Genomic DNA, 12,027 nt, shown 5'->3' on the forward strand with positions numbered 1-12,027 from the left:
TCATCACCAGGCGACCGGCATGGCCAGCGGCCCTCGCATGGCCATGCCGGTCCGCCATTCCACGTCACCCGCCAAGTGCAGGCCCGGGAACCGTTGCAGGATCGCGGTGAGCGCCACCTGAACGTCCATTCGGGCCAGTTGGGCGCCGATGCAGTGGTGCGGGCCGTGTCCGAACGTGAGGTGCCCCTTGGCGTTTCGCGTCACGTCGAACCGGTCGGGGTCGGGGAACTGGCGCGGGTCGCGGTTGGCCGCGTGCTTCGCGAGCAGGACCGGTTCACCCGCGCGGACCACGCCGCCGGTGAGTTGGACGTCCTCCAAGGCGTAGCGCGGCAGGATGTCCGCGACCTCCTGGGCGGGGATCCAGCGCAGCAGTTCCTCGACGGCGCCGGGCATCAGGTCCGGGTTCGCGCGCAGCAGGTCGGCCTGGTCGGGGAACGTCAGCAGGGTGTGCACGGAGTTCGCGATGTGGCTGGCCGTCGAGTCGTAGCCCGCGCCGAGCAGCAACACGGTGAGCTGCACCAGTTCCTCGCCGGTCAGGCGGTCGCCTTCGTCCTGAGCCACGACCAACGCGCTGATCAGGTCGTCCTCCTGGTGCGTGCGGCGCTGGTCGGCGAGGCCCGCGAGGTAGCCCGCCAGTTCGCCCAGGCGTGCCATCTTCTCGTCGTCGGTCATCGCCGTGATCGACATGAACGCGGCGGCGAGGTCCTGGAAGTGGTCGCGGTCGGCGTACGGGACGCCGAGCAGGTCGCAGACCATCAAGCCGGGCAACGGAATCGCGTACGCCGTGAGCAGATCAGCCGGCGGACCCGCCTTCTCCATCCCGTCGAGCAGGTCGGCCGCCAGGCGTTCGGCGTTCGCGCGCAACGCCTCCACGCGGCGCACGGTGAACGCGTGCGCCAGCAGGCGGCGCAACCTCGTGTGGTCCGGCGGGTCCAGGTCGGTGAGGATCGCGCCCATCCGCACCGGGCCCATCCGCGGTGTGTCGCGCACGGCGGCCTGCGCGAGGCTGAATCTCGGGTCGCTGAGCGCTGATCGGACGTCGTCGTATCTGGTGAGCAGCCAGCCCTCGTCGCCGTAGGGGAGCTTGACGCGGGCGAGTGGTTCGTCCTGCTGGAGTTGGATGTACCGCGGGTCCACGTCGAGCCCGGTCACCGGACCGAACGGGTAGGCACGCGCTGTCATGAGCATCCTCCAAGGTCTGCGGCCGTCTCAGCGTACTTCCGGTAAACGCTTTCATCCGAGGCTTGACCGGTCTTGACCGTCTCGATGGGTCGCTCTACGCTCGCCAACCGAGTACACCTCCGATCTTTGGCTCCGCCGCCGCAGACTCGAAGGGTGTGGAAGTGGATCTTTCGCGGCGCGGGTTGTTCGGCGGAGTGGTGGCGGGGGCGGCGCTCACGGCGTTGCCCGCGGGGGTGTCGGCGAGGGCGTCCGACGGCGGGTGCGAGACCCGGATCGACTGGGAGTCCTTCCTCGGCGAGCAGGACCTGGTGTGGCACCGGATTCCGCGCGCCTGGTACGAGGGGCCGTTCCTGGGCAACGGTTTCCTCGCCACCTCGGTCTACCGCGAGCCCGGCGCGAACGCGGTGCGGTTCACCGTGGACCACGCGAAGGTGCAGGACCACCGGCCGCAGTTCGGCAACGAGTGGGGTGTCGCGCGGCTGCCGGTCGGGCGGGTGCTGCTGACGCCGGTCGGCACGATCACCGGTGTCGACCTGCGGCTCGACCTGTGGAACGCCGAACTGCGCGGCAAGATCGTCACGGACCGCGGCGAGCTGGCCGTGCGGTTGTTCGTGCACGCCACGAAGTCGTTGCTGCACCTGGAGGTTCGGGCGTCCGGCGGGGAACGGGCGACGCTCGCGTTCCAGGCGCTGGCCGCGGTGAGCCCGCGCACGATCCGCGAACCACCGCCCGCGACGTTCCCGCCGAACCCCGAGCCGGTGACGCGCACGGTCAACGGGCTCACGCTCGTGACGCAGGAAATGGTGGCAGGCGGGCAGACCGCGACCGCGGTCCGGATCTCGCAACGGCGTGGTCGTGCCGAAGTCCTGCTGTCGGTTGACCACTCGTTCCCGGACCGGACGGCGGAGGCGACGGCCCGCACGACGGTGATCACGGCCCTCGCGCCGGAGGTGTTGCGGCAGCAGCACCAACGGTGGTGGCATCGCTTCTACCGCAAGAGCTTCGTGTCGGTGCCGGACGGTTTGATGCAGAGCTTCTACTGGATCCAGCTGTACAAGCTCGCGTCCGGGGCACGTGCCGAGGCGCCGATCATGCCGACGAGCGGGCCGTGGCTGGAGCCGACGCCGTGGCCGTCGGTGTGGTTCAACCTCAACGCCCAACTGGAGTACTGGCCCGCGCTGGCGTCGAACCACCTCGAACTCGACCCGATCCCGCGGAGCATCGCGGAGAACCAGCAGATCCTCGTCGACGCGCTGCGCCCGGAGTTCCGCTCCGACTCGATGGGGTTGCGGCGCAGCACAGATCCGACGTTCCAGGACGCGGGGTTCGTCGGGTCACCGCTGCACCCGTCGCCAGACCCCGAGATCGGGAACCTGCCGTGGTTGCTGCACAACGCGTGGCTGCACTACCGGCACAGCATGGACGAACGGGTGCTGCGCGACACGGTCTTCCCGGTGCTGCGCCGATCCACGAACTACTACCTGCACTTCCTGCGCAAGGGCGACGACGGCCGGTTGCACCTGCTGCCGACTTACTCGCCCGAGTACGGCATGGCGCCGGACTGCAACTACGACCTGGCGTTGCTGCGCTGGTCGTGCCGCACGTTGATCGAGTCCGCGCGGATCCTGCGCATCGCCGACCCGTTGCTCTCGCGGTGGCAGGAGGTGCTGGACCAGCTCGTCGAGTACCCAGCGGACGCGGGCGGGTTCATGGTCGGCGCCGGGGTGCCGTTCGCGAAGTCGCACCGGCACTACTCCCACATGCTCGCGGTGTACCCCCTGTGTGAGGTCAACTGGGAGCAGCCGGAACGCCGCGACCTCATCGCCCGCTCGCTGAAGCACTGGCTGAGCTTCGAAGGGGCGTTGCGGGGCTTCACCTTCACCGGCGCGGCGTCGATCGCGGCCCAGATGACGGCCGGCGACGACGCGCTGCGGTACCTGCGCGAGTTCGTCGCCCGGTTCGCCCAGCCCAACACGTCGTACTTCGAGGCGGGGCCCGTGATCGAGACGCCGCTGAGTGCCGCGAAGTCGTTGCAGGACATGCTGGTCCAGAGCTGGGGCGGGCTGATTCGGATCTTCCCGGCCGTGCCGTCGGCGTGGCAGGACGTGACGATCCACGACACCCGCACCGAGGGCGCGTTCCTGGTGAGCGCGGTGCGGCGGGGCGGGCGGACGCGGTTCGTGCGGGTGCGCAGCGAGGCCGGGCAGCCGTGCCGGGTGCGCACGGGCATCGAGAGTCCGCTGGAGGTGCGCGGGTGTGCGTGGAGCCTGCACGACGGCGTGGTGTCGCTGGAACTCCGTCGTGGCGGCGAGGCGTTGATCCACGCGCGGGGTGAACGGGACTTCACCATCGCGCCGGTGCGGGTCACCTCACCTGCCCGGCGGTGGGGGCTGCCCGCCCTGCCACCGGGTGGCGGTGTGGTGCCGGTGGACCTCAGCGGTTCGTTCGACAACGACGGGCTGTCCAACGAGTTCACCGCCCGGGACGGGGACTTCGACGGCTCCGGCAACACCTATCCGGCCGCCCAGCTGCCGCAGACCGGGTCCGTCACCGACGACGGGGTGCCGTTCGAGTTCCACAACGGCGACGAGGCCAGCCGCAACAACGTGGTGTGCGCGGGGCAGACCGTCGCGGTTCCCGTTGGCAGGTACGGGAAGGTGCACGTGCTGGCCGCCGGCGACACCGGGAACGTCGAGGCCGCCGGTGCGCTGTCGTACGCCGACGGGTCGGCACCGGTGGTGTTCCGGGTGACGGCGTGGCAGCAGCGGCCGCAGTTCGGTGAGTCGGAACCCGTTGCCACGACGGTGATGCACACGCCGTCAGGTCCGGTGCCGCGGCAGGTGTCGATCTTCCACCAGTTCGTCGCCGTCGATCCCGCGCGAGAGCTCTCCGCCGTCATCCTCCCCCGGACGGGCGGGCCACGCCTGCACGTCTTCGCGATCACCCTGGAGAAGCCGAAGTGAGATCCTTGCTCACCGCGCTGACGCTGGTGCTGGCGTCCGCGGTCGTTCCCGCGCAACCCGTTGCCGCACAGTCTTCGCTCGCCGATCCGACGCTGGCGTTGACGCCACCGATGGGGTTCAACAACTGGAACACCACCGGCTGCGACATCGACGAGCAGATGATCCGCGACATGGCGGACATCTTCGTGTCGAAGGGCTTGAAGGACGCCGGGTATCAGTACGTCAACGTCGACGACTGCTGGGCCGACGCGACCCGTGACCCCGCCACCGGACGGCTGCGGCACCACCCCGTGCGGTTCCCCAGCGGCATCAAGGCGTTGGCGGACTACGTCCACGCGCGGGGCCTGAAGTTCGGCATCTACACCTCGGCCGGGGTGCAGACGTGCGCCCGGACGATGCCCGGCTCGCTCGACCACGAGGAGATCGACGCGCGGACGTTCGCGGACTGGGGCGTCGACTACCTGAAGTACGACAACTGCAACAACGAGGGCCGTCCCGCGCTGGAGCGGTACACGAAGATGCGGGACGCGCTGCGGGCCACCGGGCGTCCGATCGTGTACTCGATCTGCGAGTGGGGGCAGAACAAGCCCTGGGAGTGGGGCAAGGGCGTCGGGCAGCTGTGGCGGACCACCGGTGACATCAACGACACCTGGTCCAAGACAGTGGAGATCCTGAAGCTGAACGCGCCGTTGGACGCCTACGCCGGGCCAGGGCACTGGAACGACCCGGACATGCTGGAGGTCGGCAACGGGCAGCAGACGACCGTGGAGTACCGGAGCCAGTTCGCGCTGTGGTCGATCATAGCGGCGCCGCTGCTGATCGGGGCGGATCTGCGCAAGATCTCCGCCGAGCACCTGGAGATCCTGCGGAACCGGGAGATCATCGCGGTCAACCAGGATTCTCTCGGGGTGCAGGGGAGGGTGGTGTCGCAGAAGGACGGTCGCTGGGTCTTCGTGAAGCCGCTCTCCAACGGGGACGTCGCGGTGGCGTTGTTCAACGAGTCCGAGGTGAACGCGACCATCTCCGCTTCGGCGCGGTCGGTGGGGTTGCCGTTCAGCGTCGGGTACACCGTGCGGGACCTGTGGTCAGGGCGTGACTTCCAGTCCGCCGGGCAGATCTCGGCTTCGGTGCCGCCGCACGGGACGGCGATCTTCCGGGTGAAGGCGTCGCAGGACTGGTACCGGCACTCGCCTGCCATCGACACCTCGCTGGACGTCGTCGCGTCGGTGCCTGGGATTCCGGGGACGCTGACGCCCGCCGGGGAGCCGTTCGTGGCGACCGTGACGGCCGTGAACCAGGCGCCGGTCCCGTTGCTGAACGCCTCGACGTCCTTCTCCGCGCCCGCTGGGTGGAAGGTGGAGAAGCTGGCTTCCGACCGTGCGCCCGTGTTGCTGACCTCGCAGTCGGTGCAGAGCCGGTGGAGGGTTACACCCCCAGCTGGGGTTACACCGGGGGTACACGCGTTGCGCGGGGCGTTGGGCGTGACCTGGGTGGGGCACGGCCGGGTGTCGCGTCCGGTGGACGCTGCCGTGCTGGTGCCGTCGCCTGGTCCTGTTGGTGCGGTGTGGGCGAGCGACGTGCGGTTCACCACCGAGCGCAGCGGGTACGGGCCGGTGGAGCGGGACCGGTCGAACGGCGGCTATCTCGGTGGTGACGGCAAACCGTTGACCATCAACGGCAAGACCTACGCGAAGGGGCTCGGGGCGCACGCCCAGGCCGAGATGATCCTCTACCTGGGCGGGCGGTGTTCGTCGTTCGTCTCCGACGTCGGGATCGACGACGAGCGGGACGTGAACCAGCTCGGGTCGGCGGTGTTCGAGGTCTGGGCGGACGGGGTGAAGGTCGCCGACAGCGGTCTGCGGACGTGGCGCGACGACGCGGTGTCGTTGTCGGGGTCGTTGGCCGGTGCGCGGTTCCTGCGCCTGGTGGTGGCCGACGGCGGTGACGGCGTCAGGTTCGATCGCGGAGACTTCGCCGGCGCCAGGCCGACCTGCTGACGGCGATCGCCGCGACGCCCGCGACGAGCACGCCCGTGGACAGGATCTGTCCGCGGGCCTGTTCGTCGGCCAGCATGAGCACGATGATGCCGGCGATGACGGCGAGTGCCGCGTAGGAGAGATACGGATAACCCCACATGGGGACCGTCGGGTTGGTCATGGTGCGGCGCAGCCGGATCTGGGAGACCGCGACGAACCCCCACACGACCAGCAGGGCCGAGCCCACGGCGTTGAGCAGCAGCAGGAACACCGTGTCGGGCCACAGGTAGTTGAGCAGCACCGAGAAGAACCCGAACGCCGTCGACGCCAGCACGGCGTTGCGCGGCACCCCGCCGACCTTCTTCAGCAGCGCCTTCGGTGCCTCGTCGCGCTCCGCGAGCGAACTCAGCATGCGCGCGGCCCCGTACAGAGTGGCGTTGATGGCGCTCAGCAGCGCGACGAAGATGACGACGTTCATGATCTGCCCGGCCGCCGGGATCCCGAGCCGGTTGAGCACCGCGACGTACGGGCTGGCGCCGACCTCGGAGTCGTTCCACGGCAACAACGTCACGACCACCACCATCGACCCGAGGTAGAAGACGAGCAGCCGCGTCATGGCGGTCCTGAGCGCCTTCTTGATGGCCTGCCTGGGGTCTTCGGCGTCCGCGGCGGCGATCGTGATGACCTCCAGCCCGCCGAACGCGAACACCGTGGCCATGAACGCGGCGATCACGCCGCCCCAGCCGTTGGGCAGGAAGTCTTGGAGGTTCTGGAATCCGGGCGAGTCGACGCCGGGCAGGACGCCCGCGATGGCGAGCACGCCCAGCCCGAGGAAGAGCACGATCGCCGCGACCTTGAGCCCCGCGAACCAGAACTCGAACTCGCCGAAGCTGCGGACGTTGCTCAGGTTCACCGCGGTCAGCACCGCCATGAACAGCAGCACCCAGGCCCACTGGGGCACCGCGGGCACCCAGCTCGCCGCGATCTTCGCGGCGCCGGTCGCCTCGACCGCGAGCACGACCCCGACCGCCGCCCAGTACGTCCACCCGACCGTGAACCCGGCCCACGGCCCGATCGCCTTTTCCGCGTGCACCGAGAACGCGCCACCACTCGGATACTCGGCCGCCATTTCCCCGAGCATGCGCATCACGAGCAGAGCCAGCATTCCGGCGAGCCCGAACGAGACGAGCACGGCAGGCCCCGCCAACGCGATGCCCGCCCCCGTCCCGACGAACAGACCAGCGCCGATCACGCCGCCCAACGCGATCATGGTCACATGCCGTTCCCGCAGGTGAGTCACGCTCTCCAGCCCCGTTCGAGTGTGCCGATGGCGGCCCGATAGTGAGTTCATGGCGGCGGAGAGTCAAATCGTGTGATCGGGGTTACACCGAAGCCGAAGAAGGGTGAGACCGATGAACTCGCCTAAGGGTCCACTATCGCCAGCAGCGCCCGTATCGCCATTGCCGACTGGGGTGTTGCCGCCACTCGACACGTTCTCCGGGGCGTTGGAGAGGTACTCGGGGTGGGGGTGGCTGGTGCTGCGCTCGGAGAACCGGCTGCTGCTCACCACCGATCATGTCGTGTCCGCGGTGGAGATGCCTGCTGGGGTTGGCGGGGAGGTGCAGCACTACCTCGCCGTGCGGATGCTGGCTGGGCCGGTGGTGGTGTTGCCTTCTGGGCGGTGGTTGGTGCTGACCGGGTCCGCTGACTCGGCTTCTCAGGTGAACCTGATTCGGTTGCGGGCTCGGGGGGCGTTGACGCATCGGCTGGGGACGTTGGTGCCGTTGCCGCCTTCTCGGATCGACGGGGGTGGGGTTCGGTGGTTGGGAACCTTGCCTGGGGACGGGGCTGGGCCTGCGTTGCCACCGTTCACGGCTGTAGTGGCGGCTTTGAGGGCTGTTACGGAGACCGCTGGGCTGCGGTGACCGCTGGACTGCGGTGACTGCGGGTGCAGGCCTTGGCCGACACGTCGTGCGCTCAGCTTGCGCCGTGGAGGAAGTTCGAGATGAAGGTGATCACGAACGGTGCCGCCAGCGCCAGGATCCCCAGCGCGATGAGCGTTGCGATGAGGCTGCCGAGGAAACTCCCCGAGCCTCCGCCCGCGGCCCGGCGCGACTGGTCGTGTGCGCTTCGGGCGCGTGCCGCGGCGTCGGTGCCTGCCTTCGCAGCGTTCTGGCCCGCCCAGTTGGGAGGAAATCCGGGGCTGCTCATGAGTTTTCCCCTCTCACGTCTGTGCGCTGGGGTGTTCCAGCGCTTGCAGACGCTACGAGCCGCAGCCCGGGAGAGGGTCCGTGGAACCACGTAGCCGCACCACGCATCTCACCGCTGCCGGGCGGACCAGGCGGCGACCTGTGTGCGGTTGGCGAGGCCGAGTTTGGCGAGGACGTGCTGAACGTGGGTCTCGACCGTGCGCTCGGAGAGCCGCAACAGCGCCGCGATCTGCTTGTTGGTCAGACCCTGGGCGACGTGTCCGGCGATCTCCGCCTCCCGGCGCGTGAGACCGGCGGGGTCGTCACCGCGCAACTGGGCCGCGAGTTCTGCGACGCGCCGTCGCAGCGGATGCATGCCGAGGTTTCCGGTCGTGTCCATGAGAACGGCGCACAGTGCGGCCGCTTCCTCGGTGTCGCCGGGACGGCGGCGGCGGGAGAGCACCGAGGCCAGGTGCCACCGGCCGAACGCGGCGGCGGGCACGATGCCGGCGGTGTCGTCGGCGGCGATCCCGAGCCGGATCTGGCGCACCCCGTCGTCGAGGTGTCCGCGAGCGGCGTCCGCCAGACCGAGGTGGGTGCGCACCGAGCCCGCGTTCGCCAGGGAACCCGCCCCGCCGGTGACGAACAGGTCGGCGTGGGGCCGCAACAACTCGGCCGTCTTCGCGGCGAGTCTCCGGTCGTCGAAGAGCCAGGCCAGCTCGGCGCGGACCGCGGCGGCGGACAGCAGCACCGGTCGCGGGTACCCGTCCTCGTCGGCGACGCCACGCGCGAACCGGCGCGCGCGTTCGAGGTCACCGAGTTGTGCCCAGTAGTAGCTGTACGCCGGGAGGAAGTTGGGCGGGTAGTGCCGCTCGAACTCGGCGTGCTGCTCGTCGGTGAGGAGGTCGAGGCCGGTCAGCCCGTCGAGCAGGATGAGGACGAACGCCGAGACCCCGAACGCTGAGCTGTGCGTGCGGCCGTCGGCCAGCTCCACGCAGCGCCGGACAGTGCCGATGGCGTCGTCGAAGCGGCCGCGGGTGATCTCGGTGGCGGCGCGGCTGCGCAGGTAGTGCCATGTGGCGAGTGGACGGTGCAGGCGTTCGGCCAGCCGCAGCATCGAAGGAAGTGCAATCTCGGCGTCGTCTATGCGGCCCAGCATCATGAAAGCGTCGAAGCGCCAGAGCAGACCCCACAAGCGCGTGTCGTCGTCCTGCTCGGTCTCGCCGAGCGCGAACATCCGTTCGGCCAGCGCGAGCCGCTCGTGCACGCCGTCCGGCCCCGAGCGTGCCATCTGCCGCGAGCGCAACGCGGAACGCAGCACGGACGCGTCCCCGAGTCGTTCGGCCATCGCGAGTGCTTCAGCGGAGTACCGATCAGCGTCCGGCCCACCGGCGAAGCCGGCTTCGCCGCCGACCAGGGCCAGCAGCCGGGCCCGCAGCGCGGTGTCCTCCGCCCGCAACTGGGCCAGGGCCTCGACCGCCAGCCGGTTGCCGACGAAGTCGCCCCACGGATTGGAAACCCCCTCCATCGCCAAGGCGACCGCCCCGAGCGCCTCCGGGTCGTTCGCGGCACGAGCCGCCTCGGCGGAGCGGGTGAGGAACTCGGCAGCAGACTGGAGATCACCGTCGCGGGTCAGCGCTGTCGCGTGCCGCAACAGCAACCTGGCGCGGTCGCCCGCGGTCAGTGGAGCACCGGCGTCCAACGCCCGCCGGTACAGCCCGGCGGCCTCCTCCCACGCCAGGCGATCCAGCGCCTGGTCCCCGGCGCGTTCAGCCCACTCCGCTGCCTGGCCGGGATCGCCGACCGGCGCCGAGGCCAGCCAGTGGTGAGCGATCTCCGCGACGCGCTCGGCGGCGTCGGGTCGCGTGGCGAGCCATGCGGCCAGCCGGGCATGGGCACGTGCGCGGGTCGCCGTGGGCAGGTCTGCTCGCGCGGCATCCCGGATGAGGTCGTGCTGGAACCGCCGGTTTTCGCCGGGTGCCAGCAATCCCGCCGCGGCAGCCTCGTCGAGAGCGTTCAGCACGGTGTCGAGGGGCCAGTCGGTCACCGCCGCCAGCTGGGCGGCATCGAGTCCACTGCCCAGCGAGGCCGCGATCGACACCAGTTCGCGGCAGACGGGGTCGAGCCGGGCCAGTCGCGCGCGGACGGTGTCGAGCACGCCGTCCGGCACCGTCTCGGCGGCGCGGTCGAGCAGCGGGGCCAACTCGTTGACGTAGAAGGGATTTCCTCCGGTCCGGTGGTGGACCAGGGCCGCCATCTCGGCGGTGACCGGCCCGCGCGTGGCGGCTTCCAGTTGCCGGTGCACGTCCGCGGTCGGCAGCCCGGCCAGCCGGACGCGGACGAGTCCAGCTTCGCGGGAGACAGCGGCGAACGTTGCGGTCAACATCTCCCGGCCGCTGTTTTCGGTGTCCCGGTAGGTGCCGACGAGCAACAGGCGGGAGCGAGCCATCCCCCGTGCGACGTGCACGAGCAGGGCCATCGACGCCGCGTCCGCCCACTGGAGGTCGTCCAGGACGACGACGAGACCGGCGTCCGACGCGTGTGCTCGCAGCTGTTCGCTGAACGCTTCGAACGCCTCGAAGCGGGCGGTGGCCGAATCGGTGGACGTGCCTCCGTCGATCAACGCGGACGGCAGCGAATCGGTCAACGCGCGAGCGACCTGCCGGAAGAGCCAGTACGGCGGGCAGCCCTCGTCGTCGCTGGCGCGTCCCCAGACGACCGGGATGCCCGAGGCCTCCGCGAGGGTCGCGACCTCGTGCGCGAGCCGCGTCTTGCCGATGCCCGGTTCGCCGCCGATCAGAACCAGCCGCCCGCTGCCTGACCGCGCCGCGCCGAGTTGACCGGCGAGCAACTCCGACTCCTCGGCCCGGCCGACGAAATCACCGCGCATACCCGAACGATAGGGCTCTGCGGGCAAGTCGTGCGGAAGATGCGCGTGGCTAGCTGGTGGGCGGGAGGACGTTCGCCTTGAAGCGGTTGAGGGTGTTGCCCCGCTCGGCGAAGTTGACCACCACGTAGGTGCCGTTGCGGCCCTGCGAGATCCCCACGCCCACGCGGTCCGACGACTTCCAGACCATGGCCGTGAAGTGGAGCACGGAGAGGTCGACGGTGGAAGGCGTCATCTCTTTGTCGTAGTCGTAGCGGCGCGATTCGCCGTACCAGTCGTCCAGGGCTTTACCGATCACTGTATCGATTGGCCTGTTGCGACCCGCCTCGTACAGGTTCTCGCCGTAGGTGTTGTTCGGGCGGTGTTCGAAGCGATTTGTGGACTGGAGGTGGTCCGCCCATTCTTGCGCCGTTCTTGACACTTCGGAATCGAGTGAGAGAGGCGGCACGCCGTGCTTTGCGCGATGGGCGTTGATGAGTTCCGCCGTCTTCGTGAACGGGTCCGAGGCGTGGGCGGTAGGGGTGGTGAGACTCAGAGTGAGGGCCACGGTGATTACGGTGAGCATCCAACGCATGACTCGTGTTGTCCCCTAAATGGGGCATGGTGGGCAATACCCCGGGTCGAATCTGCTGTCTTGATAGGCGCTGCGTAGTCGTGGGGTCGCCTGAAGTGTGGCGCGGATCACGGGTGGTGTAACGCGGTTGCGATACCCCCTATGACCCCCTTGGGTTAGGGGTGGCTACCCCGGTTGCGGTGCAAATTCACTCCACAGGATGCGGTTCAGGTTCTATGGTTTGTGATGTCGAACACCAGCGGAACACCAGCGGTAA

Annotated in this window: 8 protein-coding genes; 3 read left to right on the forward strand and 5 right to left on the reverse strand. The window is 69.5% G+C overall.

Translation table 11 applies throughout. The features are described 5' to 3' along the window. Positions 1–3: 3 nt before the first annotated feature. On the reverse strand, positions 4–1,182 hold the full coding sequence (locus tag JNUCC0626_RS00745) for a cytochrome P450 (RefSeq protein ID WP_394617658.1): 1,179 nt from the start codon (positions 1,180–1,182) through the stop codon (positions 4–6). Positions 1,183–1,343: 161 nt separating this feature from the next. On the opposite strand from JNUCC0626_RS00745, the gene JNUCC0626_RS00750 reads away from it, so the two are divergent. Further along, positions 1,344–4,145: a glycosyl hydrolase family 95 catalytic domain-containing protein gene (locus JNUCC0626_RS00750; protein WP_394617659.1), complete on the forward strand. Its 2,802-nt coding sequence runs from the start codon at positions 1,344–1,346 to the stop codon at positions 4,143–4,145. Beyond that, positions 4,142–6,142 carry an NPCBM/NEW2 domain-containing protein gene (locus tag JNUCC0626_RS00755; protein WP_394617660.1) on the forward strand — a complete coding sequence of 667 codons (2,001 nt, stop codon included), beginning with the start codon at positions 4,142–4,144 and terminating at the stop codon, positions 6,140–6,142. Before JNUCC0626_RS00750 ends, JNUCC0626_RS00755 begins: the two co-directional genes overlap by 4 nt. On the opposite strand, the gene JNUCC0626_RS00760 is transcribed toward JNUCC0626_RS00755, so the two are convergent. Beyond that, positions 6,096–7,421 carry an amino acid permease gene (locus JNUCC0626_RS00760; RefSeq protein WP_394617661.1) on the reverse strand — a complete coding sequence of 442 codons (1,326 nt, stop codon included), beginning with the start codon at positions 7,419–7,421 and terminating at the stop codon, positions 6,096–6,098. The two genes, JNUCC0626_RS00755 and JNUCC0626_RS00760, sit on opposite strands and share 47 nt — an antisense overlap. Before the next feature lie 175 nt (positions 7,422–7,596). On the opposite strand from JNUCC0626_RS00760, the gene JNUCC0626_RS00765 reads away from it, so the two are divergent. Beyond that, the gene (locus JNUCC0626_RS00765) at positions 7,597–8,046 is read left to right on the forward strand and encodes a hypothetical protein (RefSeq protein WP_394617662.1); all 450 of its coding nucleotides are present in this window, start codon (positions 7,597–7,599) and stop codon (positions 8,044–8,046) included. 52 nt (positions 8,047–8,098) lie between these two features. On the opposite strand, the gene JNUCC0626_RS00770 is transcribed toward JNUCC0626_RS00765, so the two are convergent. The 3 genes from JNUCC0626_RS00770 to JNUCC0626_RS00780 all read right to left on the reverse strand — a co-directional run bounded on the left by JNUCC0626_RS00770 (position 8,099) and on the right by JNUCC0626_RS00780 (position 11,744). Next, entirely contained in the window at positions 8,099–8,332 is a 234-nt protein-coding gene (locus tag JNUCC0626_RS00770) for a hypothetical protein (protein ID WP_394617663.1), read from the reverse strand. A gap of 108 nt (positions 8,333–8,440) precedes the next feature. Beyond that, positions 8,441–11,200: an ATP-binding protein gene (locus JNUCC0626_RS00775; protein WP_394617664.1), complete on the reverse strand. Its 2,760-nt coding sequence runs from the start codon at positions 11,198–11,200 to the stop codon at positions 8,441–8,443. A gap of 49 nt (positions 11,201–11,249) precedes the next feature. After that, positions 11,250–11,744, reverse strand: a complete 495-nt coding sequence (locus JNUCC0626_RS00780; protein WP_394617665.1) for a CAP family protein — start codon at positions 11,742–11,744, stop codon at positions 11,250–11,252. Positions 11,745–12,027: the final 283 nt, after the last annotated feature.

This window comes from Lentzea sp. JNUCC 0626 (assembly GCF_043632865.1).
Taxonomy (GTDB): Bacteria; Actinomycetota; Actinomycetes; order Mycobacteriales; family Pseudonocardiaceae; genus Lentzea.

What these genes read in the sequence shown, in the direction of transcription:
- JNUCC0626_RS00745 (WP_394617658.1), bottom strand. Translation starts at nt 1,182, where the DNA reads ATGACAGCGCGTGCCTACCCGTTCGGTCCGGTGACCGGGCTCGACGTG.
- JNUCC0626_RS00770 (WP_394617663.1), bottom strand. Translation starts at nt 8,332, where the DNA reads ATGAGCAGCCCCGGATTTCCTCCCAACTGGGCGGGCCAGAACGCTGCG.
- JNUCC0626_RS00775 (WP_394617664.1), bottom strand. Translation starts at nt 11,200, where the DNA reads ATGCGCGGTGATTTCGTCGGCCGGGCCGAGGAGTCGGAGTTGCTCGCC.